Origin of the sequence: Acidovorax kalamii, assembly GCF_002245625.1 — a bacterium.
GTDB lineage: Bacteria > Pseudomonadota > Gammaproteobacteria > Burkholderiales > Burkholderiaceae_C > Acidovorax > Acidovorax kalamii.
Genome location: NZ_NOIG01000006.1, coordinates 183,190 through 207,860, shown reverse-complemented (window position 1 = coordinate 207,860; position 24,671 = coordinate 183,190). Strand labels below are relative to the sequence as shown.

The 24,671-nt window shown below is 66.0% G+C and carries 22 protein-coding genes; 8 read left to right on the top strand and 14 right to left on the bottom strand.

Features of this window, described 5'->3' with window-relative positions; all coding sequences use genetic code 11:
• Positions 1–13: 13 nt before the first annotated feature.
• From rbsD to CBY09_RS09750, 8 genes are all read right to left on the bottom strand, one after another.
• On the bottom strand, positions 14–403 hold the full coding sequence (rbsD, locus tag CBY09_RS09785; RefSeq protein WP_094288961.1) for a D-ribose pyranase: 390 nt from the start codon (positions 401–403) through the stop codon (positions 14–16).
• Positions 400–1,344, bottom strand: coding sequence for a ribokinase (gene rbsK, locus CBY09_RS09780; RefSeq protein ID WP_094288959.1), 945 nt, complete (start codon positions 1,342–1,344; stop codon positions 400–402). Before rbsK ends, rbsD begins: the two co-directional genes overlap by 4 nt.
• Complete coding sequence (locus tag CBY09_RS09775; protein WP_094288957.1) at positions 1,341–2,363, bottom strand: LacI family DNA-binding transcriptional regulator; 1,023 nt, start codon at positions 2,361–2,363, stop codon at positions 1,341–1,343. Before CBY09_RS09775 ends, rbsK begins: the two co-directional genes overlap by 4 nt.
• Positions 2,364–2,419: 56 nt before the next feature.
• Positions 2,420–3,412: an ABC transporter permease gene (locus CBY09_RS09770; RefSeq protein WP_094288955.1), complete on the bottom strand. Its 993-nt coding sequence runs from the start codon at positions 3,410–3,412 to the stop codon at positions 2,420–2,422.
• Positions 3,409–5,070, bottom strand: coding sequence for a sugar ABC transporter ATP-binding protein (locus tag CBY09_RS09765; protein ID WP_094288953.1), 1,662 nt, complete (start codon positions 5,068–5,070; stop codon positions 3,409–3,411). Before CBY09_RS09765 ends, CBY09_RS09770 begins: the two co-directional genes overlap by 4 nt.
• Positions 5,071–5,157: 87 nt before the next feature.
• On the bottom strand, positions 5,158–6,111 hold the full coding sequence (locus CBY09_RS09760; RefSeq protein WP_094288951.1) for a sugar ABC transporter substrate-binding protein: 954 nt from the start codon (positions 6,109–6,111) through the stop codon (positions 5,158–5,160).
• Between the two features lie 301 nt (positions 6,112–6,412).
• Entirely contained in the window at positions 6,413–8,095 is a 1,683-nt protein-coding gene (locus tag CBY09_RS09755; RefSeq protein WP_094288949.1) for an AMP-binding protein, read from the bottom strand.
• 79 nt (positions 8,096–8,174) lie between these two features.
• A complete protein-coding gene (locus CBY09_RS09750) occupies positions 8,175–8,921 on the bottom strand; it encodes an FFLEELY motif protein (RefSeq protein ID WP_094288947.1) in 747 nt (248 codons plus the stop codon).
• Positions 8,922–9,018: 97 nt separating this feature from the next.
• On the opposite strand from CBY09_RS09750, the gene CBY09_RS09745 reads away from it, so the two are divergent.
• Positions 9,019–9,915: an esterase/lipase family protein gene (locus CBY09_RS09745; protein WP_094288945.1), complete on the top strand. Its 897-nt coding sequence runs from the start codon at positions 9,019–9,021 to the stop codon at positions 9,913–9,915.
• A gap of 946 nt (positions 9,916–10,861) precedes the next feature.
• Here CBY09_RS09745 and phhA read toward each other — a convergent pair.
• The 5 genes from phhA to CBY09_RS09720 all read right to left on the bottom strand — a co-directional run bounded on the left by phhA (position 10,862) and on the right by CBY09_RS09720 (position 16,048).
• Positions 10,862–11,701, bottom strand: a complete 840-nt coding sequence (gene phhA / locus CBY09_RS09740) for a phenylalanine 4-monooxygenase (protein WP_094289407.1) — start codon at positions 11,699–11,701, stop codon at positions 10,862–10,864.
• A 61-nt stretch (positions 11,702–11,762) separates the two neighbouring features.
• Positions 11,763–12,731, bottom strand: coding sequence for a Bug family tripartite tricarboxylate transporter substrate binding protein (locus CBY09_RS09735; RefSeq protein WP_094288943.1), 969 nt, complete (start codon positions 12,729–12,731; stop codon positions 11,763–11,765).
• 73 nt (positions 12,732–12,804) lie between these two features.
• A complete protein-coding gene (gene hppD, locus CBY09_RS09730) occupies positions 12,805–13,917 on the bottom strand; it encodes a 4-hydroxyphenylpyruvate dioxygenase (protein ID WP_094288941.1) in 1,113 nt (370 codons plus the stop codon).
• A gap of 196 nt (positions 13,918–14,113) precedes the next feature.
• Complete coding sequence (locus tag CBY09_RS09725; protein ID WP_094288939.1) at positions 14,114–15,103, bottom strand: lipase secretion chaperone; 990 nt, start codon at positions 15,101–15,103, stop codon at positions 14,114–14,116.
• Between the two features lie 3 nt (positions 15,104–15,106).
• The gene (locus tag CBY09_RS09720; protein WP_094288937.1) at positions 15,107–16,048 is read right to left on the bottom strand and encodes an esterase/lipase family protein; all 942 of its coding nucleotides are present in this window, start codon (positions 16,046–16,048) and stop codon (positions 15,107–15,109) included.
• Between the two features lie 165 nt (positions 16,049–16,213).
• On the opposite strand from CBY09_RS09720, the gene CBY09_RS09715 reads away from it, so the two are divergent.
• The 6 genes from CBY09_RS09715 (at position 16,214) to fabB (ending at position 22,278) form a co-directional block, all read left to right on the top strand.
• The gene (locus CBY09_RS09715) at positions 16,214–16,696 is read left to right on the top strand and encodes an Lrp/AsnC family transcriptional regulator (protein WP_094288935.1); all 483 of its coding nucleotides are present in this window, start codon (positions 16,214–16,216) and stop codon (positions 16,694–16,696) included.
• A gap of 341 nt (positions 16,697–17,037) precedes the next feature.
• Complete coding sequence (locus CBY09_RS09710) at positions 17,038–17,778, top strand: GNAT family N-acetyltransferase (protein WP_094288933.1); 741 nt, start codon at positions 17,038–17,040, stop codon at positions 17,776–17,778.
• A 100-nt stretch (positions 17,779–17,878) separates the two neighbouring features.
• A complete protein-coding gene (locus CBY09_RS09705) occupies positions 17,879–18,754 on the top strand; it encodes an HlyC/CorC family transporter (protein ID WP_094288931.1) in 876 nt (291 codons plus the stop codon).
• Positions 18,754–20,367, top strand: coding sequence for an apolipoprotein N-acyltransferase (lnt, locus tag CBY09_RS09700; RefSeq protein WP_094288929.1), 1,614 nt, complete (start codon positions 18,754–18,756; stop codon positions 20,365–20,367). Before CBY09_RS09705 ends, lnt begins: the two co-directional genes overlap by 1 nt.
• Positions 20,368–20,527: 160 nt before the next feature.
• Entirely contained in the window at positions 20,528–21,052 is a 525-nt protein-coding gene (gene fabA / locus CBY09_RS09695) for a 3-hydroxyacyl-[acyl-carrier-protein] dehydratase FabA (RefSeq protein ID WP_094288927.1), read from the top strand.
• Positions 21,049–22,278, top strand: a complete 1,230-nt coding sequence (gene fabB / locus CBY09_RS09690; protein ID WP_094288925.1) for a beta-ketoacyl-ACP synthase I — start codon at positions 21,049–21,051, stop codon at positions 22,276–22,278. The genes fabA and fabB overlap by 4 nt, the downstream gene beginning before the upstream one ends.
• Before the next feature lie 74 nt (positions 22,279–22,352).
• Here fabB and CBY09_RS09685 read toward each other — a convergent pair whose 3' ends face one another.
• Complete coding sequence (locus tag CBY09_RS09685) at positions 22,353–23,261, bottom strand: LysR family transcriptional regulator (protein ID WP_094288923.1); 909 nt, start codon at positions 23,259–23,261, stop codon at positions 22,353–22,355.
• Between the two features lie 179 nt (positions 23,262–23,440).
• Here CBY09_RS09685 and CBY09_RS09680 point away from each other — a divergent pair, with 179 nt between their 5' ends.
• The gene (locus CBY09_RS09680; RefSeq protein WP_094288921.1) at positions 23,441–24,529 is read left to right on the top strand and encodes a type II asparaginase; all 1,089 of its coding nucleotides are present in this window, start codon (positions 23,441–23,443) and stop codon (positions 24,527–24,529) included.
• The last annotated feature ends 142 nt before the right edge of the window (positions 24,530–24,671 follow it).

Below are 24,671 nucleotides of genomic sequence, written 5' to 3'. Positions count from 1 at the left end.
GGGGTGTGGTGTGTCAGAACGTGACGCCCGCCACCAGGATCACATTGGCATACGGCGTGCACTCGCCGGTGCGCACCATCACGCGGGCCTGCTGGGTCAGGCGCTTGAACTCGTCGTGCGAAACCGCCTGCGGTGTGACCGGTAGCTGGCACCAGGCGGGCAACTGGCCCCCGTTGCGTTCCATCGCCTCCGTGGCGATCACGGCTTTCTCGATCTGCATTTCTTCCAGCACCACGCGCAGCACATCGGCCACGGCCGGGATGCCGGGCGTGAGGGCCAGGTCGATGCGGCGCGGGCCGGGGGGGATGGGCAGGCCCACATCGCCAATCACCAGCATGTCGCCATGGCCCAGGGTGGCGATGGCGTGGGAGAGTTCGGCGTGCAGCAGGGCGGTGCGTTTCACAGGGGGCTCCAGGCGGGCGGTTGGGGGCTTTGCGCCACGGCGGCGCGGGTGGGGATGGAAGGCTGGGCGCCCGGTTGGGTGACGCACAGCGCCGATGCGCGGATGCCTTCGCGCACGGCGGCGTCCAGCGGCTCGCCGCGTGCCAGCGCCACGGCCAGTGCCCCCAGGAAGGTGTCGCCTGCGGCCGTGGTGTCCACGGCTTTCACGACCAGGCCGGGGTGGTAGCGGTTGCCCGCCGCATCGGCGGCCACGGCGCCCGCAGCGCCCAGAGTTACTACGACCTGTGCGGGGCCCTTGGCGCGCAGGGCTTGTGCGGCCTGCGCGGCATCGGCGGGGGTGTCCACGTTCTGGCCTGCCAGCGCGGCGGCTTCCACCTCGTTCACCACCAGTGTGTGCACCAGCGGCCACATCGCTTCGGGCAGGGGCTGGATGGGGGAGGGGTTCAGCACCACGGGGCAGCCAGCGGCATGGGCCATCGCGGCGGCGGCCAGCACCTGGGGCAGGGGCGTTTCAAACTGCAGCACCAGACCGCCTGCGCCTTGCAGCGCAGCGCCCAGCGCGGCGGCGTCCAGCACAAAGCGGCCATTGGCGCCGGGCACGACCACGATGCGGTTCTGCCCTGTGGCCTCCACGGTGATGGCGGCGACGCCGGTGGTGGTGTCGGTGTCGGTCTGCACGCCGCTGTGGTCGATGCCGTCGGCATCGAGCCCGGCGCGCAGCGTGTGGCCGTAGCCGTCGTCGCCCACGCGGCCGAACAAGGCCACTTGGGCGCCCTGGCGCGCGCAGGCCACGGCCTGGTTGCCGCCTTTGCCGCCGGGCACCAGGTGCAGGGCGTCGGCCAGCACGGTCTCGCCAGGGCCCGGCGCGTGTTGCACCTGCAGCACTAGGTCCATGTTCAGGCTGCCGACGACGGCGATGCGGGGAGCGTGATTAGTGCTCATGCAGCACCTCCGGGCGCATGGGCCGTGGAGGCGCGCACGCGCAGCTCGGGCTGCAGCATCACCTTGCGCGCGTCCTGGCGCTTGCCGTCGATGCGCTCCAGCAGCATGTCCACGGCCAGCGCGCCGATGCGCTGCTTGGGCTGGGCCACGGTGGTCAGCGGCGGGCTGGTGAAGGCGGTGAGTTCGATGTCGTCAAAACCCACGATGGACAGTGCCTCGGGCACGCGCAGGTCGCGTTCGTGCGCGGCACACAGTGCGCCCATGGCCATGAGGTCGTTACACACGAAGACGGCAGTGGGCTGCTCGGGAGCGCGCAGCACGGCGTGCATGGCTTCGTAGCCGCCCTGGCTGGTGAAGTTGCCGTGCCACAGCAGGCCCTCGCCGGTGCCGCAGCCCGCATCGGCCAGCGCGGTGCGCCAGCCGGCAATGCGCTGCTCGCTGGGGGCAATGCCTTCGGGGCCGCCAATGCAGGCAATGCGCCGGTGGCCCAGCGACAGCAGGTGGCGCGTGGCCAGCAGGCCACCCTGCATGTGGGCGGTTTCCACCAGGTCGCAGGGCTGCTGTCCGGCGATGTCGATTTCGCGGTCCACCAGCACGGTGGGGATGGACAGGCCCGCGAGCTGCGTGGCCAGCGTGGCGTCATGCCCGGTGGAGACCACGATGAGCCCGTCGATGCGCCGCTCGGCCAGCACCTGCAGGTAGGTGCCCTGGCGGTGCGCCTCGTCGTTGGTGTTGCACAGGATGACGTTGTAGCCCGCGCCAAAGCAGCGGTCTTCCACGCTGTGCACGATCTCGGCAAAGTAGGGGTTGGAGCTGTTGGGGATCAGCATACCCAGCGTGCGCGTGTTGTTGCTCTTGAGGCTGCGCGCAATGGCGCTGGGCACATAGCCCAGGGCGCGGATGGCGGCCTCGACCCGCTCGCGCCCCTCGGGGCTCACGCGGCGTGTGCCGTTGACCACGTGCGACACCGTGGTGACCGACACCTCGGCGTGGCGCGCAACGTCCTTGATAGTAGCCATGCAAAAAGAAGAATGAGGTCGTGGGTGGTGGGGCGGCTGGATGCGGGGGCAGTCTCTCAGACCTTGGCGCGGCGCTGGCGCAGCGTGTCCACAATGACGGCCGCCACAATCACAAAACCCGTGATGATGCGCTTGCTGGGCTCGCTGGCGCCCACCTGGGCCAGGCCCGCTTCGAGCACCGCGATGATCAGCACGCCAAAGGCCGTGTTCACCACCGAGCCGCGCCCGCCCATCAGGCTGGTGCCGCCAATCACCACGGCCGCAATCACCTGCAGCTCCATGCCGGTTCCGGCGTTGGGGTCGGCGGCTTCCAGCCGGGCCGACTGCATCAGACCCGCCAGGCCTGCGAGCAGCCCGGTCATGGCAAACACGATGACACGGATGGGGCGCGGGTCCACACCGGCCAGGCGCATGGCTTCTTCATTGGTGCCAATGCCCACCACGCAGCGGCCAAACACCGTGCGCGACAGCACCAGCTGCGCCACCACCACCAGCACCACGGCCAGCAAGAAGGCGAACGAGATGCCGCCAAAGAAGGGTGCCGACAGCCAGGAGATCGCATCGCCCACGTACTGCGTGCGCGAGTCGGTCACCACATACGCACTGCCGCGCACGGCTTCGAGCATGCCCAGTGACACGATGAACGAGGGCAACCGCCACGCCACCGAAATGGTCCCGGTGATGGTGCCGCACACCAGGCCCGTGGCCAGGGCCAGCGCAGCGGCGGCGGGTACCGTCCAGCCCCATTGCAGGATGGCGGCGGCCGAGGTGGCGGCGGCCAGCGCCATCACCGAGCCCACCGACAGGTCGATGCCCGCGATGATGAGCACAAAGGTCATGCCCACCGCCATCACCGCCAGGGCCGGGATTTCGTTGGCGATGGTGATGAAGGTCTCGGCGCTCCAGAAGTATTCGGACAGCGACGAGAACAGCGCCACCATGCCCGCCAGCACGGCCAGCAGGCCCAGGTAGGTGCCCAGCTGGCTGCGCCAGACCGAGGCGGAAGAAGGCGCCGCAGCGGGCGCGGCAGGTGCGGTGGGGACGTTCATGCGGTCACAGGAGAAGGGGTTGAAGGGGTGGTGCTGGTGCGCCCGCCGGGCTCGGAGAACGCGGCCGCCAGCAGCGATTGCTCGGACCACTCGCCGCGCTCGAACACGGCCACCAGGCGGCCTGCGCTCATCACGCCGATGCGGTCGGCCATGGCCATGAGTTCGCGCAGGTCGGACGACACCATGAGCAGCGCGCGGCCTTCTGCGGCCATGCGGTCCAGCTCGCCATACAGCTCGGCGCGCGCGCCCACGTCCACGCCGCGCGTGGGTTCGTCGAGCAGCAGCACGCGGCCTTCGCGGTGCAGCCATCGGGCGAAGACCACCTTTTGCTGATTGCCGCCCGAGAGTTGGCCCACGGGCTGTTCCGGGCCGTGGCAGCGCACGCGCAGGGTGCGGATGAATCCCTGCACCAGGCGGCTTTCGAGCCCGCGCTGCAGCCAGCCGCCGCGCGACACGGCCGACAGGTCGGACAGCGTGGCGTTGATGCGGATGGGTTGCGAGAGGAGCAGGCCCTGGGACTTGCGGTCTTCGGTGACCAGGCCGACTCCGGCGGCGATGGCCTGCAGCGGCGAAGCAAAGCCCCGCTGCCAGGTGCGGGGTGCAGCCGTGGCGGGGTTTGGTGTGTTTGCTATCTTATGTATAGCTGCTTGCGCTTGTCCGTCGGGCGGTAGGGCCTGTTTTTGTTCAAAATCCGGGTGTAATGTGACGCTGCCGCGGTCTGCCCGGTCGGCGCCGAACAGCAGGCGGACCAGCTCGGTGCGGCCCGATCCGACCAGCCCGGCAATGCCAAAGATCTCGCCCGCGCGCAGCTCCAGGCTCACGTCCTGCACGGCGGTGCCCCGGCCCAGGTTGTCAGCGCTCATCACCACGGGGCCGACGGGGCGGCGCGGGCGGTGGTCCAGGTCGCTCACCACGCGGCCCACCATGCGCTGCACCAGGTCGTCTTCGCTCATGCCCGCCATGGGGCGCACATCCACCAGTCGGCCATCGCGCAGCACGGCCACGCGGTCGGCAATGCGGCGCAGCTCTTCGAGCCGGTGTGACACATAGATGATGGCCACGCCGCGTGCGGTGAGGTGGGCGATCTGCTCGAACAGGTAATTGGTCTCGCGCGGCGTGAGCATGGCCGTGGGCTCGTCGAGCACCAGGATGCGTGTGTCGTCCTGCAGGTTGCGCGCAATCTCCACCATCTGCTGCTGGCCAATGCCCAGCTGCGAGACCGGGGTGGCGGGGTCGATGGTGTCGAGCCCGATCTTGGCCAGCTGCGCACGGGCGGCGGCGTGCAGCACATCGCGCTGCAGCCAGCCCAGGCGGTGCGGCAGGCGGCCCATCAGTAAATTCTCGGCCACGGTGAGCGTGGGCACCAGGCCCAGCTCCTGCATCACCATGCGCACGCCGTGGCGCTCGGCATCGCGGCGCGACGTGGGGGCGTAGGCCTGACCCGCCAGCGCCATGCCGCCGCGTGTGGGCTGTTCCAGCCCGCAGAGGATCTTGGACAGCGTGCTCTTGCCCGCGCCGTTCTCCCCGGTCAACGCCAGCACCTCGCCCGCAAACAGCTCCACGTTCACGCCATCGAGCACGGTGGCGGTGTAGTCCTTGCCCACGGCCTGGATGGCGAGCAAGGGCGGGGACTGAGGAGCGGGCGAGCGACTGGGCATGGGGGCTTGAAGTGGGCGGCTGCAGGGCGGGGTTTATCGGTTGAGCGGCGAACAACGCCAGAAGGGCCTTGTTCGCCGCTCTCGGATTTACTTGCTGTCTTTCGTCACCAGCACCACATCCGTCTTCACCGTGGCGGGCAGCTGGTTCTGTGGCGTCTTGGCGGCCAGGGCCTTCTGTGCCAGTTCGATACCAAACACGGCCTGCTTGGCGGCGTACTGGTCGGCGGTGGCCAGCACGCGGCCGTCGGCCAGCATGGGCTTGATGGCGCCGATGTTGTCGTAGCCCACCACCTGCACCTTGCCGGTCTTGCCTGCAGCCTTCACGGCGGCCACGGCGCCCAGGGCCATGCTGTCATTACCGGCCAGCAGGGCCACCAGGTCAGGGTGCTCGCGCATCATGCCGGCGGCCACGGTGTTGCCCTTTTCGATCTCCCAGTTGCCGGACTGCACGCCCACCACGGTGATGTTGGCGGCTTTCATGGCATCCTGGTAGCCCAGGGTGCGCTGCTGCGCATTGAAGGTGGTGGACACGCCTTCGATGATGCCGACCTTGTCGCCCGCCTTCAGCGTCTTGGCCAGGTGGTCGCCCACCAGCTTGGCGCCTGCACGGTTGTCCGGGCCCACAAAGGGCACGGTGATGTTCTTCTCCTTCAGCGCATCGGCATCGAGCTGGTTGTCGATGTTGACCACGATGATGCCCTTGTCGATGGCGGACTTGACCACGGGCACCAGCGCCTTCGAATCCGCTGGGGCCAGCACGATGGCGTTGACCTTCTGCGCCACGGCCTGCTCGATCATCTTGATCTGCGCCGCCGTGTCGGTCTCGTTCTTGATGCCGTTGGCCACCAGCGTGTATTCCTTGGCGTGGGCCTTCTGGTGCGCCTTGGCGCCGTCTTCCATGGTGCGGAAGAACTCGTTGGCCAGCGACTTCATGATGAGCGCGATCTTGGGCTTGTCTTGCGCAAACGCAGGGCTGGCCAGCAGGCTGCCCACAACGGCGAGGGCGGCGGCGGTCTGAACGGAACGGCGGGTGAACTGCATGGGTGTTGTCTCCAGGTTGGAATGTGGACCAAGGCGACCGACAGCGTGAAGGGAAATCCCCGGCAGCGTCCCTCAAAAGGGGCGCCTGCGGATGCCCGGTGCCTTGTCGCGATCGGGATGATAGCGAAAGCAAACGTTTGCGCAAACGTTTGCTAATTGGTAAAAACCCGGGGATGCAGACATCGAAGGACCTGGTGTGCGCGGGCGGCTTGCAGTGTTTGCGCCCAAGAAAAAGGGCGCCGAAGCGCCCTGGGGGAGGTTGCCGGGTGCGGCGTTCGGGCCGCCGCACCCATGAACAAGGTCAGGCCTTGCGCAGTTCCCTGCGCAGAATCTTGCCCACGTTGCTCTTGGGCAGCTCGTCGCGGAACTCGATGTACTTGGGGCGCTTGTAGCCGGTGAGGTTCTGGTGGCAGTAGTTCGCCACTTCGTCCTCCGTCAGGGCCGGGTCGCTCTTGATGATGAACACTTTGATGGCCTCGCCCTGTTTCTCGTCGGGCACGCCAATGGCCGCGCATTCGACCACGCCGGGGCACAGGCTGATGACCTGCTCCAGCTCGTTGGGGAACACGTTGAAGCCGCTCACCAGGATCATGTCCTTCTTGCGGTCGATGATGCGAGTGTAGCCCTGCGGGTCCATGATGCCGATGTCGCCCGTGCGCATGAAGCCGTCGGGCGTGAAGGCCTTGGCGTTTTCTTCAGGCTGGTTGTAGTAGCCCGTCATCACATTGGGGCCGCGGATGCAGATCTCGCCCGACTCGCCCTGGGGCAGGCTGTTGCCCTCGTCGTCCTTGATGGCAATGTCGATGCCCGGCAGCGGCAGGCCGATGTTGCCGCTGAAGGTGGTGCTGATCACCGGGTTGTTGGTGCCGATGGCGCAGGTCTCGCTCATGCCCCAGCCTTCGATCATGGTGCTGCCGGTGACCTTCTGCCATTGCTTGGCCGTGCCCTCGCTGGCTGCCATGCCCCCGGCCTGCGACACGCACAGGTGCGAAAAATCCAGCGTCTTGAACTGAGGGTTTTGCAGCAGCGCGTTGAACAGCGTGTTCACCGCAGGCAGCATGTGGAAGGGGCGCTTCTTGAGTTCGGCCACGAACTTCGGGATGTCGCGCGGGTTGGGGATCAGCGTCATGCTGGAGCCTTGGCGGATGGCCAGCAGGCACAGCGTGAGCGCGAAGATGTGGTACAGCGGCAGTGCGGCAATGCTGTTGGCCTTGCTCAGGTCGCCCACTTTGGACAGAGCGGGCGTGAACCACGCCTCGGCCTGCAGCGTGGCGGCCACGATGTTGCGGTGGGTGAGCACTGCGCCCTTGGACAGGCCCGTGGTGCCACCGGTGTATTGCAGGAAGGCAATCGAATCCAGCGTGGCCTGACTGGGTGCGAGCGACTTGTGTTCGCCCAGCGACAGCGCCTTTTTGAACGTGACGACCTTGCGCCCGTTGGACAGCGGCAGGTCGTACGCGGGCACCATCTTGGCCAGGTGGCGCACGGCAAAGGTGATCCATTTGCCAAACCAGAAGCCCAGCAGGTCCCCCATGGAGGCCATCACCACGTGCTTGACGGCCGTGTGGTCGATCACATCGGCCAGCGTGTGGGCAAAGTTCTCCAGGATCACGATGGCGGTGGCGCCCGAGTCCTTGAGCTGGTGCTCCAGCTCGCGCGCGGTGTACAGCGGGTTCACGTTCACGCAGGTGTAGCCCGCGCGCAGCACGGCGGCCATGGTCACGCCAAACTGCGGAATGTTGGGCAGCATGATGGCAACGCGCGCACCGGGCTCCAGCCCCAGGCTTTGCAGATAGGCGCCCAGCGCAGCGGAGCGGCGTTCCAGCTCGCCATAGGTCATCCACTGGTCCATGCAGACCGAGAACGGGCTGGATGCGTGTTTGCGGAACGACTCTTCCAGCAGGTGGGCCACAGAGCGGTATTGCTCGGGCTTCACGTCGTGTGGGACGCCCGGGGGGTAGCTCTTGAGCCAGATCTTTTCCATGCGCGTGTTTCCTTCCCTTGTGCTCGCCAAATGCCATTGATAGGTGGGCACAGATTGTGGAAGGCGGGCGCGTTGCGGGCTATCGGGCTTGTCCTAGTGTGTGGTTAAGCTGGGTCCCGCAGGTGACAGGGTCGGCATCGAAGAGCAAATCCATCAGCGCCCGCTCACGCTGCTCGATGGTGGCCAGGAACTGCTCCACCCCGCCGCGCTGGCGAGCGAGCTGGCCGAAGGTGTCGAACCCCGCCTCCAGAAACTTTTGCAGTGCGCCCATGCCCGCTGCGTTGGCCGGGCCGCGCATCATGCGCAGCATCATCCGCAGGCCGGGCGTGCGCGTGAGGCGCGCCAGGTCATTGCCCATGGCCAGCACGCGCTGTAACTGCTGCTGGCGCGCGTGGCGCTGGCCTACGGTGCGCCAGGCAGCGGTGTAGCGGGCGGGGTCGTTGGCCGCATCGACGCCTTTATGCGCGAGCCAGGCGCGGCCCATGTCCTGGTCCAGTTCCTCGGTCTGCGCGTGCAGCACGGCCAGGGCCACGGCGGTGGTCACGACCGGCTGGGGGAACATGGTCTGCAGCGTGCCCGCGATGCGGCCAAACTGCTGGTCGCGGTCTGTGTAGTCGGTGTCGCTGTACAGCTCTTCCAGAAAAAAGCGCGCTGCGGGCCCGAACGCGGGCGATGCCATCAGGTCGGCATAGGTGCCGCGAAAGCGCCGCGCCTGAAAGGTCTTGACGCTGCCCACCGCCGCCCCCAGCGCCGGGTCCCCCGTGCGGTGCAGGCGCAGGGCGGTCACGTCGGCAATGGCATCGCGGATGGTCTGGGCGGCATCCATGGGGTGGTGTCCTTTCAGCGTTCTGCGGGGTGCGGTGTCGGGCGGTGGTCAGACCGCACAATGCGGCTGGTCGATTACAACATTTGCCATCACCACCATGATCGCGCGCTGGCAACGAATCCTTCTTCTGTGCATCTTGCTGGCCATGGCCGCCTGGCTGGTGTGGCAATGGCCCCATTCACCGTTGCGTGCTGTGCTGGGGGCACTGGTGCCGCTCAGCATTTACCTGGTGGTGATGGCGGTGGAGTTTGTGCTGATGCACATCACCAACCGTACCGACGCTGCGCCCCGTGCTCGCTTGTCACAGGTGGTGGGTGCCTGGTGGGCCGAGGTGTGGGTGGCGTTGATGGTGTTCTGCTGGCGTCAGCCGTTTCGCCACCAGTCATTGCCCGATTGGCTGCCTGCGCAGCCCACCGAAAAGCGCGGCGTGGTGCTGGTGCATGGCTTCATGTGCAACCGGGGCCTGTGGCTACCGTGGTTTGCGCAGCTGCAGGCGCGGGGGCATGCCTATGTGGCGGTCAATCTGGAGCCGGTGATGGGCTCGATAGACGAGTATGCGGACATCATCGAAGACGCCGTGCGCCAAGTGACGGCGGCCACGGGGCAGGCGCCGGTGTTGTTGTGCCACAGCATGGGGGGCTTGGCGGTGCGGGCGTGGCTGCGGGCGCACCAGGCGGACGGGCGGGTGCACCGGGTGTTGACGCTGGGCACGCCACATGGCGGCACGTGGCTGGGGCGTTTCAGCCGCGCGGTGAATGGGCGGCAGATGAGCCTGGCGGGCGACTGGGTGGTGGCATTGCAGCGGGCGGAGCCTGCGGGGCGGGCCGCGTTGTTTACCTGCTGGTATTCGAACTGCGACAACATTGTGTTTCCTGCGACCACGGCGGCTTTGGCGGGGGCGGAGCACCGGTTGGTGGAAGGGGTTGCGCACGTGCAGATGGCGTTTGACCCTGGGGTGATGGAGGCTTGTCTGGAGGAGATAGGTCGAGTGTGATTCTTTGGTTTTTTGGAGCGCCAGCCGCTTTCTTTTTGTAGCTGTGCTTAGTTTTGATTTCCCGTTTGGGCTGGGTTTGTCGAAGCCTTGGCGTGCTGGTTTGGAAGGCGTGCTTGGGTTGCGGGCGGGAGCCGGGTTGTCGCCCCGGCAGGCGACTCACTTTCTTTTGCTTCGCCAAAAGAAATTAAGCAAAGAAAAGGCGCCCCCCAGTCTGCGGCCCCTGCGCTGCGCTCCGGGGCAAACCTGCGTCGGGGCGGTTGCGGGGTGCGCCGTGGAACTCGCTTTGCGCTGCGCGCGCCGCTCGGACAACCACGGCGAGTCAGTTAACGAGGCATGGGCGCTTCGACGCCCATGCCACCCCGCAACCGCCCCGCCGCAGGCGCAGCCAGCAGGGGGTGGGCAGCCGAACATCCAACAGCCGAACTGCCCCACGGGCCATTGCTTCGCTCGGCCCCGCCTGCGCAGCGCGTGGCGCTTGCGCCCGCGAGAGGGGGCCAAGCGCAGCGATGGCCCGTGTGGATGTCCGATTCGCGGGTTCCCTTCTGGATGCGCCTGGGGCGCGCAGGGCGCGGGGTGGCATGCGCGCCTTCGCGCGCATGCTTCGTGAACTGACTCACCGCAGTTGTCCGAGCGCAGCGCCGCAGGCGCGCAGCGAGTTCTGCGGTGCACCCCGTGACCGAGCACCCCAGGTTGCCCCGTAGCGCAGCGAAGGGGTCGCAGACAGCAGGGTCGCCCTTTCTTTGGTGACTTTCGTTTGGCGAGACGAAAGAAAGTTACTGCGCCGCCGGGCGCACACCTCGGCCTCCGCCCTCAACCCAAGCACGCCATTCAAACCAGTACGCCAAGGCTTCGACAGGCTCAGCCCGAACGGTCACTGTAGTGCTATAAAAATAGTAGCTGTCAGCGCTTTTTAGACAGGCGGAGGCAGCCAATTTCTTTCAAAACATCAAGCCGCCACAGCCTCCCGCTCATCCGCAGCAAACTCCGGCAACCCCCGCAGCCGCTCATAGATCGGCGCAAAGTCCGCCGCCGTCATCTCAAACAACTGCTCAAAACTATCGATCACAAAGTACGTCTGCTGGTACGTATCGATCTTGTAGCGCGTGCGCATGGTGCGCTCCAGTTGTAGCGGAATGCGCTGCGGCTCCGGGCTCTGCACCGAGTACGCCAGTTCGCCCGACGAACTCAGGATGCCCGCGCCATACGCCCGCAACTGCCCCGCCTCGCGGATCAGCCCGAACTCGATCGTGTACCAGTACAAGCGAGAGAGCATCTCGCACGACCCCAGCCCCTGCGCCTTCAGCCCGCCCTGGCCGTAGCGCTGCACATAGTCGGCAAACACCGGGTTGAACAGCAGCGGCACATGCCCGAACAGGTCGTGAAAGATGTCGGGCTCGACGATGTATTCGAACTCCTCGGGCTTGCGGATCCAGTCCGTCACCGGGAACTTGCGGTTGGCCAGCAGGGTGAAAAAGGGCACCTCGGGGATCAGCCCCGGCACGCCCACCAGCTCCCAGCCGGTCGCTTTGTAGAGGCGCTCGTTCACCTCTTCAAAACGCGGGATGCGGTCGCTGGCGCCCATCGAGGGCAGGGCGTCGATGAACGCCTGGCTGGCCAGACCCGGCAGCAGGGCGCGCTGGCGCTCGTACAGACGGCGGTAGGTGTCGTGGTCGGCGTCGGTGTAGCTCGCATAGTCCTGCGGGCAGGTGTAGTCCGCGTTGGCACGCGAATAGTCGCCACGGGGTGGGCGGGTGGATTGGCCATAGACGACAGGGGCTTGTCCCATTTTTTTCTCCTTTGCCGCCATGACCTTGCGCACCGACCGGCGCGCATTTGACCGGCGGCTGTTAATCGATCTTGATCTTTGCGGCCCGGATCAGAAATTCGTACTTGCTGTTTTCCGAGCGCACAAACTGCGCAAACCCGTCGAGCGTCAGCTCTTCGGGCGTGACGCCCATCTTCTTGAACTTCTCCTTGCCAGCGGGCGAGTGCATCGCGGCGCTGAACGCGTTGGCATAGCGGCGCGCGTCCGCATCAGGCAGCGAGGTCGGCGCGAACAGGCCGAACCATGTGGACACATTGAAGCCCTGCACGCTGTCGTTGATGCTGGGCACGTTGGGCAGCGCTTCGTTGCGGCTGAGCGTGGTCACACCCAGCGCCAGCAGCTTGCCCGACTGGATCTGCGGCAGCGCCGAGGCCAGGTTGTCAAACACCATCAGTACCTGGCCGGATTCCAGTGCGGCCAGCGCGGGCTTGGAGCCCTGGAAGGGCGTGTGGCCCATCTTGGTGTTGGTGAGCGACTTGAACATCTCGGCCGAGATGTGGCCGATGCTGCCGTTGCCACCCGAGCCGTACTTGGCCTGGTCCGGGTTCTTCTTGAGGTACTGCACCAGGTCGGGCGTGGTCTTGATGCCCAGCTTGGCTGCTTGCGCCGCACTCACCACCAGCACATTGGGCGTGCGCGCCACGAGGGCGATGGGCTTGAAGTCCTTGAGTGCGTTGTAGGGGAAGTTCTTGTACAGCCAGGGATTGACGGCGTGGGTGGCCACGGCGCCCATCAGCACCTGGTTGCTGGTCTTGGGAGATTTGGCGACCTGATCGGCGCCGGTACTACCACCCGCCCCCGGTTTGTTCTCCACGGTAATGGAGCCCAACTGGGCGGCAGCACCGTCGGCCACGATGCGGGCCGAGGTGTCCAGCGGACCACCAGCGGGGTAGGGAACCACGATGGTGAGCGGGGCAGAGGGGCTTTGGGCCATGGCAAAGGTGGCCACACAGGTCAGGCCAACACTGAACAGGGTGCTACGGAGCGACATCGGGATCCTTTTGAGTTCCGGGGAGCGCGCAGTATAGGCACCTGTTCAGGGTTAACCCTGGATGTCTGATGACTTAGGTGTTCAGCACGCCACGGCGGATCTGGTCGCGCTCCAGCGACTCGAACAGCGCCTTGAAGTTGCCTTCGCCAAAGCCGTCGCGGTAGTCGCCTTCGCGCTGGATGAATTCGAAGAACACCGGGCCTAGCATGGGCGTGGAGAAGATCTGCAGCAGCAGGCGGGGCGTGCCGTCAGCGGTGGATCCATCAAGCAGGATGCCGCGCGACTGCAGCTCGGGCACGGGCTGGCCGTGACCGGGCAAACGGGTGTCCAGCATTTCGTAGTAGACCTCGTTGGGTGCCGTGGCCAGGGGCACGCCGGCCATGCCCAGCTTGTCCACCACGTCCAGCAGGTTGTCGCAGATCAGCGCGATGTGCTGGATGCCTTCGCCATTGAACTGCATCAAAAATTCTTCGATCTGGCCGCCGCCCTGCTTGGCTTCTTCGTTCAGCGGGATGCGGATCATGCCGTCGGGCGCTGTCATGGCCTTGGAGGTCAGGCCCGTGTATTCGCCCTGGATGTCGAAGTAGCGGATCTCACGGAAGTTGAACAGCTTCTCGTAGAAGTTGGCCCAGAAGCCCATGCGGCCCCGGTACACGTTGTGGGTGAGGTGGTCGATGAGGTTCAGGCCATGGCCCACAGGGCGGCGGTCCACACCTTCGATGAATTCGAAGTCGATGTCGTAGATGGACTTGCCGTCTTCAAAGCGGTCGATCAAGTACAGCGGTGCACCGCCAATGCCCTTGATGGCGGGCAGGCGCAGTTCCATGGGGCCGGTGGGGATGTCAATAGGCTGGGCGCCCAGTTCCAGTGCGCGGTTGTAAGCCTTGTGCGCATCCTTCACGCGGAAGGCCAGGCCGCAGGCGGAGGGGCCATGCTCTGCGCCGAAGTAAGCCGCCTGGCTGTGGGGCTCGCGGTTCAGGATGAAGTTGATGCCGTTCTGGCGGTACAGCACCACGTCCTTGGAGCGGTGCTTGGCGACCAGCGTGAAACCCAGCTTTTCAAACACCGCCTCCAGCACGCCGGGCTGGGGCGAGGTGAATTCGACGAACTCGAAGCCCATCAGGCCCATGGGGTTGTCCCAGGCAGCGAGCTGGGCGGTGGTTTCTTGCGGCAAGGCGGCGTTCATGGGGTGTCTCCGGCATTCGTTGATGAATGTCATGGACTGTAGGCGTGGCCTGCCTCATGTTTCTGGCGAAATCAAGAGGCTTTGCCGCTTGATTTGCAGGAATCTTGTGAATGATCAAAATTTCGCGCAATCAGGCGGCGCTTCGGGCAGGGAGGGTCGCCGCGCCGATACGGCGTCTCCAGGTGCCTGCAGAGCGCTAGGAGCCCGAAGCGCCCGCGCTAAGCCGGCGCAGCGCCAGCGCGGCGTCGATGCGTTGTTGCTCCTCGGGCGAGAAAAGCTGCTGGCGCAATTGCTGCAGGCCAGGGCCTTCGCCCTGTTGCGTGCGGGCTTGGCTGTACTGGTCCAGGCGCTGGTTCCAGTGCTGTTCCTCCCGGTCCAGCTGGGCCATGGCCCGGGCGGCTGCCGGGCCGTATTGCGCGCTGCGGGCGGCGTAGCGGGTGCGCTCGTCGGCATTGCTGGTGTTGAACGCGGCCGTCTGCGCGGCGGCAGCCATGTGTTCGGTGGCGGCGCTGCGTTCGGCGCGGCGCTCGGCGGAGAGTTCGTTGTCAGCCGCCTGCAGCGCCTGGGCGCGCTGCTCGGGGCTGAGCTGGGTGTTGCGCTCAATCTCCAGGCGTGCCAGGGTGTAGCGGTCCAGGTCGGCCTCGCGGGCGAACAGGGCGTCGTATTCGGCGTCGTCAAAAAACTGCAGGCGCACCTTGTGGCGTGCCTCCAGTGCGTCGCGCAGTGCGCGTGGGTCGGTCAGGTCCTGCGGCGCGCGCAAGCTGCCCAGGGCCACGCGATAGTCCACATAGCGCTCGGCCAAGGCCAGCGCACGGGTGGCCAGGGTGGCGGGGAAATGTTGGTTCACCAGTGCGGCCAGGCGCTGCTTGAGCACGGCCGGGTCGCTGGCGTCGCCCGCTTCCATCAACAGGGCTTCCAGCGTGTCGCGCAGGCCGTGCACCAGCAGCGGGTCGGCCGAGCCGTCGGTGGCAATCGCACGGCGGCGGGCAAAAAAGCTGTTGTCCGCGCCCTGTGCTGGCGAGGGTTGTACCTGGGCACTGGTGGCGGCGGCGATCGCCCCCACGGGTGGCTGATGTGTATCCCCCGCGCCCAACCCGGCAGGGCCTCCCAGCCACCAGACCACGGCGGCCGTGGTGAAGGCCAGGAGTGCGGCGGCAACCGCCCAGGTGCGCAAGGGTTGGGCCATGGCTTACAGGCCTTGCTGCTTGAGGCGGTTGGCGTGCTGGCGGTACAGCGTCACCGGGTCGGTGGAGAACCAGTCGCGCAGGCCCAGCAACTGGTTCACTTCATCAAGGTGGTTCTGGCGGTAGTCGCCCAGGTGTTTGCCCAGGCGCGACGAGCAGGCTGACACCAGGCCGTCGTTGGCTTCGCCAAAGGTCAGGCTCAGCGTGGTCAGCAATGCGTCGCTGGCGTCGAGCACGTTGGTCAGGGGCAGGGTGCCGGTCCAGGAGTAGTAGCGCACGCCATTCACCAGCTCAGCACCATTGCCGCAGCCGGAGGTGGGCACCCCCTGTGGGAAGCGGCTGTTGAACTTGGCGGAGCCTGCGGTGGTCAGCGAGTCCAGCGCCGCCGTGGGCATCTGGGGCAAGCCCGTGCCGCCCGAGGTCAGGTTGATCAAACCCACCAGCGCCTTGGCCGCCGCATTGGCCACGGCCTCGGACACCGAGCCTGCAGGCGCCACGCCGCGCAGGATATCGGCCACGCGCGAACCCCGGTTCACGCCCCCGATGGATGTGACCGAGGCCACCAACTGCGGCGCCACACCCGCCACATAGCGCGTGGTGGGGCCGCCGTGCGAGTGGCCCACTAGGTTCACTTTGGCCGCGCCGGTGATGGCCAGGATGGTCTTGACCTGGGCCAGCAGCTGCTCGCCCCGCACCTCGGTGCTGTTGGCGGCTGACACCTGGGCCACGTAGACCTTGGCGCCACCCTGGCGCAGTGCGTCGGGAATGCCGTAGAAGTAATCGATGCCCAGCGCCGAGTCAAAGCCAAAAAGCCCGTGCACCAGCACGATGGGATACCGCGTTTGCGTGTAGCCCGTTTGCGCTTGCGCGCCCCCGCCCACCAGCAGCAACCCCGCCGTTGCTGCCAGCACCAGTCGCCGCAACAAGCGGCTGAAAAATCCGGTCATGTGTTTGTCTCCGTTGATGTGATTTCTTATGTTTGCAAAATAGAACGGTCGTTCGTTTTTGCGGTGTTTATTTTTTGGGGAGATGGCTGCTGTCACTATCGGGACATACCCGTGCCTGCAATGTGGTCGGCGGGAAATTGCCTGAGTTCCGTAAAATCCTGCGTCATGAGAGCTTTTGACGCATTGGACAAGCTGGATCGCGCCATCCTGCGCCGTCTGCAAGAAAACGGCCGCGAGACCTACGACGTGATCGGCGAGCAGGTGGGCCTGTCGCCCAGCGCCGTGCTGCGCCGCGTCAAGCGGCTGGAGGACAGCGGCGTGATCGACCGCTATGTGGCCCTGGTGCCGCCCGAAGCGGTGGGGCTGGGGCTCACGGCCTACCTCAACGTGCGCCTCGAAAAACACACCGAAAGCCACAAGCGCAACCCCATGGACCTGTTCCGCGCCAGCGTGCAGACCTGGCCCGAGGTGGTGGAGTGCGCCTCGCTGACCGGCGAGATGGACTACCTGCTGCGCGTGGTCGTGGCCGACATGGCGCACTACAGCCGCTTCATCATGGACACCCTGCTCAAGCACCCCAGCGTGCAGGATTGCAAGACCAGCTTTGTGCTCGACCGCGTGAAAGCGACCACGGCCGTGCCGGTGTAGCCCGGCACCTTCGTCCTCGGATGCGCCTGTGCATGTCGCAGGCGTGATTTCTTTGCGTGCCTGTCGGTGCGGCGGCGGTTGCTGCCAGGCGCGCCGCGCTATACGCTCCGGTGGGTGCTAAGGGGGCATGGTGCAGACGGCAGTCCAGCCACCCAGCCGTCGCATGTGCGACCCCTGCGGAGGAGTTTTAGAGCATGATTGCTCTTAAATTGATAGCTTTTGAGGCTTTTTCATCAGGCGCTTGGAGCCGATTCCTTTGCCTTTTGAGTAGTGTCACTATTTTGCTGCGGCGCAGCAATTTGGACTGGAAAAAATGAGGGAAAACCCTTATATTTGGCTGCATGTTCGCAACCAAAGACTGGCTCAAGGCATCCTGGTACGCAGGCCGGGACATGCTGCGCCCGGTAACGGGCGGCTCCTCTGCCTCTGACATTCACATCCACCAGCAGGAGACGCCCGTGATGGTTCCTATCCGCTCCCTGGGCCCCTCCTATCGGGAGCGGATCACCCAGCACCTGCTGCAGCTGGAGCCTGCAGACCGCTACCTGCGTTTTGGCTACGCCGCCAACGACGAGCAGATCCGCCGCTATGCCGAGCAGCTGGATTTCAACCGTGACGAAATCTTCGGCATCTACAACCGCCGCCTCGAACTGATCGCCATGGCCCACTTGGCGTTTTCCGAGCACCCTGAGCACAAGCAGTGCGCCGAGTTCGGCGTGTCGGTGCTCAAGCAGGCCCGGGGCCGTGGTTTTGGCGCCCGCCTGTTCGAGCGTGCCGTGATGCATGCCCGCAATGAAGGCGTGAACATGGTGTTCATCCATGCGCTGTCCGAGAACACGGCCATGCTCAAGATCGCGCGCAACGCGGGTGCCACAGTGCGCCGCGATGGCTCAGAGTCCGAGGCCTACCTGCAGATCCCGCCGGCCAGCCTCGACACGCGCATGGCCGAGATCGTGGAGCAGCAGTTTGCCGAGGTGGACTACCAGCTCAAGAAGCAGGCCAAACAGTTCTGGGACTTTCTGGCCAACGTGCAGGAAGTGCGCAGCGGCGTGCAGCACGCGCGCCACCAGTCGGCCGAGTAAGGCCTGGCTGGGCACGGGGCGGGGCCGGTGCGGGCCCTGTCACCACAATCCGCTATCCTAGGGGCCCGATCCACTACCGCACGTCCTGCACTCCACGACAGTGTCTGATCCGCATCCCGGGCGCCCGCCCGAAAAGGAAGACAAACGCACCTTCCTGCAGAAGGTGGCAGAGTTCATCCACCCTGGCCCCGACTCGACCCAGGAATTGATCGAGACCCTGGCCGAAGCCGAGGACAACCAGGTCATTGGCGCCGAGTCGCGCGTGATGCTGGAGCGTGTGATCCGCATGGCCGACATGACGGCGGGCGACGTGATGGTGGCTGCGCCGCGCATGGATCTGGTCAACATCGACTCGCCGTTCGACGATTTGCTGCATCTGGTCATCAACACCGCGCATTCTCGGTTTCCGGTGTACCAGGGCGAACGCGACAACATCATCGGCATCCTTATGGCCAAGGACCTGCTCAAGCTGCAGCGCGCGCCTGAGCTGAACATCCGCGCCCTGCTGCGCCCGGCGGTGTTTGTGCCCGAGAGCAAGGGCCTGAACGACCTGCTGCGCGAGTTCCGGGGCAACCGCAACCACCTGGCCATCGTGATCGACGAGTTTGGCCGCATGGCCGGGCTGGTCACCATCGAGGATGTGCTGGAGCAGATCGTGGGCGAGATCGAGGACGAGTTCGACATCCCCGAGGACGACGGCGACATCTTCGGCCTGGCCGACCGCACCTACCGCGTGAGCGGCGACACCTCGGTCGAGCGCGTCTGTGAAGCCTTTGATGTACTGATCCAGAGCAGCGATCCCGGCGAAAGTTTTGACACCATTGGTGGCCTGATTGCCCACGAAATGGGCCATGTGCCCAAGCGCGGCGAGCAGCTGCAGCTGGGTGGCCTGCAGTTTGTGGTGCTGCACACCAAGGGCGGCGCCGTGCGCTGGTTCAAGGTGTCCAAGGCCGAAGACGGCAGCGCTGCCGCTTGATGGCGCGGGCTTCCCTGACGATGCGCTGGCCCCTGCAGGCGCTGATGGCGCTGGCCGCCGGGCTGGCGCAGGCGGCCTCCCTGGCCTGGCCGGGCCATGGCCAGCCCTTGTGGTGGCTGCAGCTGCTATCTCTGGCCGTGCTGGCGCGCCTGGTGCGGCCGGGTGCGGGGGCGGTGGTGTCCTGGCAGCGGGGGGCGCTGATTGGCGGCGTGTTTGCCACGGCCTGGCTTTCGGGCACCTTCTGGTGGCTGTTCATTTCCATGCACACCTATGGCGGCCTGCCTGCGCCGCTGGCGGTGGCCGCCGTGTTGGCGCTGGCCGCGTTTCTGGGCAGCTACTACGCCGTTGTTTTAGGCCTTTTTTGCCGCCTTGCGCCCGTCCATCAAGGTGGAGCTGCTCTTTTTTTTGGAGCGCTCTGGCTGCTGGCCGAGCTAGCGCGGGGCATTTGGTGGACGGGCTTTCCCTGGGGGGCGGGGGGCTATGCCCATGTGGACGGGCCGCTGGCGCCGTTGGCACGGTATGTGGGGGTCTATGGCCTGGGCGCCGTGGCGGCAGCGCTGGCCATGGGGGTGGTGCAACTGCGCCTCGCCGACCTGCGCCGGTGGCGCATTTTGGCGCTGCTGCTGGCCCTGGCAGCTGTGCTGGCCGGGGCCACGGCGCAGCGCTTCTGTGCGGTCAACCTGTGCCACACGCCCTCACAACCCCAGCCGCCCGCGCTGAGCCTGGAGCTCCTCCAAGGCAACATCCCGCAGGACGAGAAATTCCAGCCGGGCAGTGGTGTGCCCGTGGCCCTTCAGTGGTACGCCGCCGTGCTGCGCGATGCCAAGGCCGACCTGGTGGTGGCGCCCGAAACCGCGATTCCGCTGCTGCCGCAGCAGCTCATTCCGGGGTACCTCGAGGGCATCCAGCAGCGCTACGCACAAGGCCCGCAGGCCGCGTTGGTGGGGATTCCGCTGGGGGATGAAACGCTGGGCTACACCAACTCGGTGCTTGGCATGGGGCCCGCCACCCAGGCCACGCCCTACCGCTATGACAAGCACCATCTGGTGCCTTTTGGCGAATTCATTCCGCCCTTCTTCAAGTGGTTCACGGCCATGATGGACATCCCGCTGGGCGACTTCAACCGGGGCTCCGTGGGTCAGGCGTCTTTCGTGTGGAAGGGGCAGCGGATTGCGCCCAACATCTGCTACGAGGATCTGTTTGGCGAGGAGTTGGGCGCGCGTTTCATCGACCCGGCCCAGGCGCCCACCGTGTTCGTGAACTTCAGCAACATCGGCTGGTTTGGCAATTCGGTGGCGATTGACCAGCACCTGCACATCAGCCGCATGCGCGCGCTGGAGTTCGAGCGCCCCATGGTGCGTGCCACCAACACAGGCGCCACGGCCATCATCGACCACCGGGGCGTGGTCACGCACCAGCTGGAGCGCCACACCCGGGGCGTGCTCCGGGGCGACGTGCAAGGCCGCGGGCTCAGCGCACAAACCGGCTGGGCGATCACGCCCTATGCATGGTGGGTGGCGCGCTGGGGACTGTGGCCGCTGTGGGCCCTGGGGGGGCTGGCGCTGGTTGCGGCCCTGCTGGCACGGGGTGTGCACAGGGCGCGAGGCGGTTGATTTAGGTCATCCGCCTGTGGAGCCGCCAGAGGGCCGGACAATCCCTTCTTTAGAGGCTCCTCCCTATGCCTTGATAATAGAGCCCCGCAAGCGGGGGCTTGTTTTGCGGACAACGATGATTTGAGGCGGGCGAACCCGCCGTTCTGGAGCACGACTGAAAATGGCAGATTCCTTTTCCTACGAACAACTGATCGCCTCGGGCGAAGGCCGGCTGTTCGGCGCTGACAGCGGGCGTCTGCCGCTGCCACCCATGCTGATGTTTGACCGCATCACGCACATCGACAGTGATGGGGGGGCGCACGGGCTGGGAAAAATCCGCGCTGAACTGGATGTCAAGCCTGACCTGTGGTTTTTTGCCTGCCATTTCCAGGGCGACCCGGTCATGCCCGGCTGCCTGGGGCTCGATGCCATGTGGCAGCTCATCGGTTTTTACCTGACCTGGCTGCAACTGCCCGGCCGGGGCCGCGCCCTGGGCGCGGGTGAGGTCAAGTTCACCGGCGAAGTGGGCCCGGACGTGAAGCTGGTCACCTACGAAATCGACATCAAGCGCGTGATCAAGCGCAAGCTGGTGATGGCCATTGGCGACGCCCGCTTGCTGGCCGATGGCAAGGAAATTTACGTCGCCAACGACCTGCGCGTAGGTTTGTTCAAGCGCGAGGGCGACGACAAGGACGTAGCAGCATGACGACGACCAAGAAGCGTGTAGTCATCACCGGTGCGGGCATCGTCTCGTGCATCGGTAACGACCTGGCCACAGTGGAGGCCTCGCTGCGTGCGGGCACCAGTGGCATCAAGGCCGTGGAAAAGTTCAAGGAACTGGGCCTGCGCAGCCAGGTGGGCGGCGCGCCCGAGATCGACATCGAAGCGCGCATCGACCGCAAGCAGCTGCGCTTCATGGGCGACGCGGCGGCCTATGCACAGATCGCGCTCGAAGACGCGATCCAGCAAGCCGGTCTCACGCCCGAGCAGGTCAGCCACCCGCGCACCGGCCTCATCATGGGCTCGGGCGGTGGCTCGCCTGCCAACCAGATCGAAGCGGCCGACACGCTGCGCGAAAAGGGCATCCGCCGTGTGGGGCCGTACCAGGTCACGCGCTGCATGAGCTCCACGGTTTCTGCCTGCCTGGCGACCAACTTCAAGGTCAAGGGCATCAACTACTCCATCACCTCGGCCTGCTCGACCTCGGCGCACTGCATCGGCGCAGCTGCGCAGCAGATCGCCTGGGGCGTGCAGGACGTGATGTTCGCGGGCGGCGGTGAAGAGCTGAGCTGGGGCATGTCGCTGCTGTTTGACGGCATGGGCGCGATGTCCAGCAAATACAACGAAACGCCCGGGAGAGCCTCGCGCGCCTACGACGCGAACCGTGATGGTTTTGTGATTGCAGGCGGCGGTGGCGCGGTGGTGTTGGAGAGCCTGGAGCATGCCCAGGCACGCGGCGCCACCATCCTGGCCGAGGTGGTGGGCTTTGGTGCCACCAGTGATGGCGAAGACATGGTGGCTCCGTCGGGCGATGGCGCCATTGCGTGCATGCAACAGGCGATGGAAGGCCTGGACGGCTCCATCGACTACATCAACACCCATGGCACTTCCACGCCGGTGGGTGACATGCAGGAAGTGCGCGCCATGAAGGCCCTGTTCGGCGACAAGGTGCCGCCGTTCTCGTCCACCAAATCGCTCACCGGCCACTCGCTGGGTGCGACCGGGGTGCAGGAGGCGATCTACTGCATGATCATGCTGAACCAGGGCTTCATCGCGGGATCGGCCAATGTGGAAACGCCCGATCCGGCCCTGGGCGACATGCCCCTGGTCACGCAGACGCGCGACGCGCAGCTGACCACGGTGCTGTCCAACAGCTTTGGCTTTGGCGGCACCAACGCCAGCCTGGTGCTGCGCCGCTGGATGGGCGCCTGACGCGGTAGGCATTGCCGCTGCGTCCCAACCCGCCCCCGCGTTTGCGGCGGCGGGTTTTTTTGTGGCTGCGGGGGCTACTTGCGCGGCCTGGGCGACAGCGCCTCATGCAGCAGCGCAGGCAGCATGGCCAGCATGCGCGTGGCCTGCAGACCCGGTGGGTGGTTGCCCGCGTGGTAGCTGTACAGCGACATGGGCGGCAGGTCGGGCAGTTCCACTGCCACCATGTGCGCCGGGTCCAGGCGGATGGCGGTGAGGAAGTCCACCACCGTCCAGCCCATGCCCAGCCGCACCAGTTCCAGCGCCAGGCGCGATGTCTGCACCTGGATGCCTGGCCCGCCCGGTGTGCCCAGGCGGTCGGCCGTGTGGTCGATGGATTGCCGCATCGGGTCGTCGCCCACCAGCCGGATGGCGGGCACCTGCGCCAGGCGCGCAGCGGTGCTGGCGGCACGTGGAGCGCGGTCCCACAGGGTGCGGGCCACGGCCAGCGACAGGCGCCCGCTCACCAGCAGCTCGCTATGCACCTGCGGGTGCGGATGCTCGAAGAAACCCAGCCCAAAGTCCACGCTGCGCGTGAGCAGTGCCTGCGTCATCTGGTCCTGGTGGATGGTGCGCACCTCCACCCCCACCTGTGGGTGCTTTTGCGCATGGCGATGCAGCAGCGTGGGCAGAAATTCGTGGGTGATGGACGGGATGGCTGCCAGCCGCACATCGCCCAGCTCGGTGGTCGCCAGGTTGCGCGCCGTGCGCTGCAGCGCATCCAGCTGGCGGTGGATGCTGCCGGATTCCACGGCCAGCACCTGCGCCTCGGGCGTGGGCGTCAGGCCCGCTGGCGTGCGGTTGAACAGCCGGTAGCCCAGCTGCAGCTCCGTGTGGGCCACGGCCTTGCTCACGGCCGAGGGCGTGATGCACAGCAGACGGCCTGCCGCGCTCATGCTGCCGGTCTGCAAAACGGCCTGGAACACTTCGAGCTGGCGCAGGTTCATGGGAATTCCGGGAAGAAGGGGTGTGAATTCAATTCACAGGGTGGCGGCAATTATTCCACTTGGCTGTGTGTGGATTTCTCATAGGATGCCGCACCGTCCGACACCCGCGCACCGGGGCGGACGGCAGCAGGGCGCCGCACTACCCCGCAGCGCCCGGAGAATGACCCGGAGACACAACCATGCGAATTTTTTCTGCTTCTTCTTCCTCGTCCATCACGCGCCGCTGGTTTGCGGGCGTCGTGCTCTCGGCCCTGTCCACGGTCGCCCTGGCCCAGGCGGCCAAGCCCCATGTGGTCGTGCTCGCCACGGGCGGCACCATTGCCGGTGCGGGCGCTTCGGCTGCCAACAGCGCGACCTATGCCGCCGCCAAGGTGCCGGTCGATAAGCTGCTGGCGGGCCTGCCCGAGCTGGCCAATGTAGCCAAGGTGTCTGGTGAGCAGGTGTTCCAGATTGCCTCCGAGAGCTTCACCAACGAGCACCTGCTGCGCCTGGGCCAGCGTGTCTCCGCCCTGTCCAAGCAGGCTGACGTGGACGGCATCGTCATCACCCACGGCACCGACACGCTGGAAGAAACCGCGTACTTCCTGAACCTCACCGTGCGCACCGCCAAGCCCATCGTGGTGGTGGGCTCCATGCGCCCCGGCACAGCCCTGTCGGCCGACGGCGCACTGAACCTGTACGACGCCGTGACCGTGGCCGCCAGCAAGGACGCTGCCGGCAAGGGCGTGCTGGTCACGATGAACGACGAGATCCAGAGCGGTCGCGACGTGAGCAAGACCATCAACATCAAGACCGAGGCCTTCAAGAGCCAGTGGGGCCCGCTGGGCATGGTGGTGGAAGGCAAGAACTACTGGTTCCGCGCGCCGGTCAAGCGCCACACTACGCAATCCGAGTTCAACATCGACGACATCAAGGCGCTGCCTGCTGTGGACATCGTGTACGGCTACGGCAACATGAACACCACCGGCATCGAGGCCTACGGCAAGGCGGGCGTGAAGGCGCTGATCCATGCTGGCACCGGCAACGGCTCGGTGGCTGCTCAGGCGGTGGAATCGCTCAAGGCCCTGCGCGCCTCGGGCGTGCAGATCATCCGCTCGGCCCGCGTGCCCGATGGTTTTGTGCTGCGCAATGCCGAGCAGCCTGACGACAAATACGACTGGGTGGTGGCGCATGACCTGCGTCCGCAAAAGGCCCGCATCCTTGCCATGGTGGCTTTGACCAAGACCCAGGACAGCAAGGAACTCCAGCGCATTTTCTGGGAATACTGATCTCCCGAACTGCGCACCAACCGCTCGCCAGAGCGCACTGCACGCGATACCGGTTGCCGAGGCCGGGGCTCCACAAGGGCCCCGGCCTTTGTTCTTGGCGGGGCGCCGTAAAATCACTGGTTTCGCCCTGGCACAACGCCGT

Coding starts and splice junctions, on each gene's coding strand:
- rbsK (WP_094288959.1), bottom strand. CDS start 1,344: ATGAGCACTAATCACGCTCCCCGCATCGCCGTCGTCGGCAGCCTGAAC.
- CBY09_RS09775 (WP_094288957.1), bottom strand. CDS start 2,363: ATGGCTACTATCAAGGACGTTGCGCGCCACGCCGAGGTGTCGGTCACC.
- CBY09_RS09770 (WP_094288955.1), bottom strand. CDS start 3,412: ATGAACGTCCCCACCGCACCTGCCGCGCCCGCTGCGGCGCCTTCTTCC.
- CBY09_RS09765 (WP_094288953.1), bottom strand. CDS start 5,070: ATGCCCAGTCGCTCGCCCGCTCCTCAGTCCCCGCCCTTGCTCGCCATC.
- CBY09_RS09760 (WP_094288951.1), bottom strand. CDS start 6,111: ATGCAGTTCACCCGCCGTTCCGTTCAGACCGCCGCCGCCCTCGCCGTT.
- CBY09_RS09755 (WP_094288949.1), bottom strand. CDS start 8,095: ATGGAAAAGATCTGGCTCAAGAGCTACCCCCCGGGCGTCCCACACGAC.
- CBY09_RS09750 (WP_094288947.1), bottom strand. CDS start 8,921: ATGGATGCCGCCCAGACCATCCGCGATGCCATTGCCGACGTGACCGCC.
- CBY09_RS09745 (WP_094288945.1), top strand. CDS start 9,019: ATGATCGCGCGCTGGCAACGAATCCTTCTTCTGTGCATCTTGCTGGCC.
- phhA (WP_094289407.1), bottom strand. CDS start 11,701: ATGGGACAAGCCCCTGTCGTCTATGGCCAATCCACCCGCCCACCCCGT.
- CBY09_RS09735 (WP_094288943.1), bottom strand. CDS start 12,731: ATGTCGCTCCGTAGCACCCTGTTCAGTGTTGGCCTGACCTGTGTGGCC.
- hppD (WP_094288941.1), bottom strand. CDS start 13,917: ATGAACGCCGCCTTGCCGCAAGAAACCACCGCCCAGCTCGCTGCCTGG.
- CBY09_RS09725 (WP_094288939.1), bottom strand. CDS start 15,103: ATGGCCCAACCCTTGCGCACCTGGGCGGTTGCCGCCGCACTCCTGGCC.
- CBY09_RS09720 (WP_094288937.1), bottom strand. CDS start 16,048: ATGACCGGATTTTTCAGCCGCTTGTTGCGGCGACTGGTGCTGGCAGCA.
- CBY09_RS09715 (WP_094288935.1), top strand. CDS start 16,214: ATGAGAGCTTTTGACGCATTGGACAAGCTGGATCGCGCCATCCTGCGC.
- CBY09_RS09710 (WP_094288933.1), top strand. CDS start 17,038: ATGTTCGCAACCAAAGACTGGCTCAAGGCATCCTGGTACGCAGGCCGG.
- lnt (WP_094288929.1), top strand. CDS start 18,754: ATGGCGCGGGCTTCCCTGACGATGCGCTGGCCCCTGCAGGCGCTGATG.
- fabA (WP_094288927.1), top strand. CDS start 20,528: ATGGCAGATTCCTTTTCCTACGAACAACTGATCGCCTCGGGCGAAGGC.
- fabB (WP_094288925.1), top strand. CDS start 21,049: ATGACGACGACCAAGAAGCGTGTAGTCATCACCGGTGCGGGCATCGTC.
- CBY09_RS09685 (WP_094288923.1), bottom strand. CDS start 23,261: ATGAACCTGCGCCAGCTCGAAGTGTTCCAGGCCGTTTTGCAGACCGGC.
- CBY09_RS09680 (WP_094288921.1), top strand. CDS start 23,441: ATGCGAATTTTTTCTGCTTCTTCTTCCTCGTCCATCACGCGCCGCTGG.